General features: G+C 68.2%; 2 protein-coding genes. Both read left to right on the top strand.

The window, feature by feature from the left end; genetic code table 11:
• On the top strand, positions 1-563 hold a 563-nt coding region (locus tag CCN33_RS28125; RefSeq protein ID WP_086696228.1), incomplete at its 5' end, for a DUF8175 domain-containg protein.
• The coding region (locus CCN33_RS28120) for a hypothetical protein (RefSeq protein WP_086696226.1) at positions 553-1,697 on the top strand (1,145 nt) is incomplete at its 3' end. The genes CCN33_RS28125 and CCN33_RS28120, both read left to right, overlap by 11 nt.

Here is a 1,697-nt window from a genome sequence, read left to right as displayed (position 1 = left end):
CCCCGGTCCCCACCACCGAAAACGGCATCCCCACCCACTTCCCCCACACCCAGCAGGGGGCAGAGAGCGCGGCGGCGAACTACGCGGTGGCACTGGGGTCTGACGGGATGTTCAACACCACTAAGCGGCACGCGATCGTGCAGACCATCGCGGTTCCCAGCTCCGCAGGCCGACTTCAGTCCGGGTTCGACGCGGATTACTCCGCTGCCTTCCTCAAAAAGGTAGGACTCACCGACGACGGGAACGCCCCCGAGGGCAGCACCTTCGTGAACCGCACGCTCCCGGCGGGATCCAAGGTCACCTCGTACAGCGACGGCGCGGCCACCGTTGAGGTGTGGTGCAACGGCATGTTCGGCCTCGCCGGTGACCGCTCGACGAACCCGGTGACCAGCAGCTGGTTCACCGTGACACTGAAGCTTCGGTGGAGCGACAACGACTGGAAGGTCCTTAATTCCAGCCAGCGGACCGGTCCCACCCCGGTCACCGGTGACAACCCGGTGTCCGGAGCCGATGAGATCAGCAAGGCGGTCCAGGAGTTCGGAGGCTTCACCTATGCCCGGTAGCCAGCACCGCGCGCTCAAGCTCACCAGCTTGACCGCCGCGATTCAAACAGCGACCGTGCTCTTTGCCACGAACGTCATGGCGGCCCCCACCCCGACCCCCACGAAGAGCGGGGACCCCTGCGCGCTGATCGCCGGCCCCGCCAAGAAGTACTGCGAACAGAACAACCACGGCGGAGGCGGCGCCCGGAAGGGCCTTACCACCGACAACCCCCTCACCTCCTCGCTCGACCCCCTCTCCTCGCTGGCCAAGGGCTGCGCGGACGCGGCCTCGTGGACGATCGGGAAGCTGAGCGACGCGGTGAAGGAGACGGCGAACGTCGACTTCACGAACCCGAAGTTCCTCCAGCAGTACGCCGTCGTCTTCGCCGCCTCCACGATCCTCACCCTCGTCCTGTGGCTCCTCGCCGTGGCCAAGCGAGCGGTGCGGGGCGTGCCCCTCACCACCGCCATCTCCGAAGCCGTCGGCTTCCTCTGGCTCACGGTCCTGGCCTCCGCCTTCACCCCCCTGATCCTCTACACCGTCGTCTCCGCGGCGGACGGCGTCACCGACGTCCTGGCGAAGGCCACCGGCGACCAGGCCGACACGTTCTTCGGCACCTTCTCCGGCGCCCTGGAGAAGGGCGACGACATCGGCGGCGGCCCCATCATGCTGATCGTCGTCTCCCTCGTCAGCATCCTCGCCGCAGGCGTCCTCTGGCTCGAACTCGTCATCCGCGCCGCCCTGCTGTACGTAGGCGCCCTCCTCGGCACCGTCGTCTACGCGGGCCTCGTCGACAAGAACCTGTGGGGCCACGTCCGCCGCTGGGCCGGCATCATGATCGCCGTCATCATGGTCAAACCGGTCATCGTCATCGTCCTCGGCCTCGCCGGCGCCCTTTCCGGCGACAGCGGCCCCGACGCCTTCGGCGCCGTCGTCTCCGGCCTCTCCATCATCCTGCTCGCCATCTTCGCCAGCGCGATGATCTACCGCTTCGTCCCCGGCTTCGGCGACGAGATCGCCGGCTCCCGCAACAACCGCATCATGCAGGGCGCCGAGGGCAAGGCCGCCGCCGTCATCAGCTCCCCCGCCACCCTCGTCGCCCAGGGCATCAAGACCCACAGCACCCGCGCCGACAGCAACACCGGCGGCGGCGG

It is taken from the genome of Streptomyces recifensis (assembly GCF_002154615.1).
Classification (GTDB): domain Bacteria; phylum Actinomycetota; class Actinomycetes; order Streptomycetales; family Streptomycetaceae; genus Streptomyces; species Streptomyces griseoluteus.
This window is presented reverse-complemented; position numbering and strand designations above follow the sequence as displayed.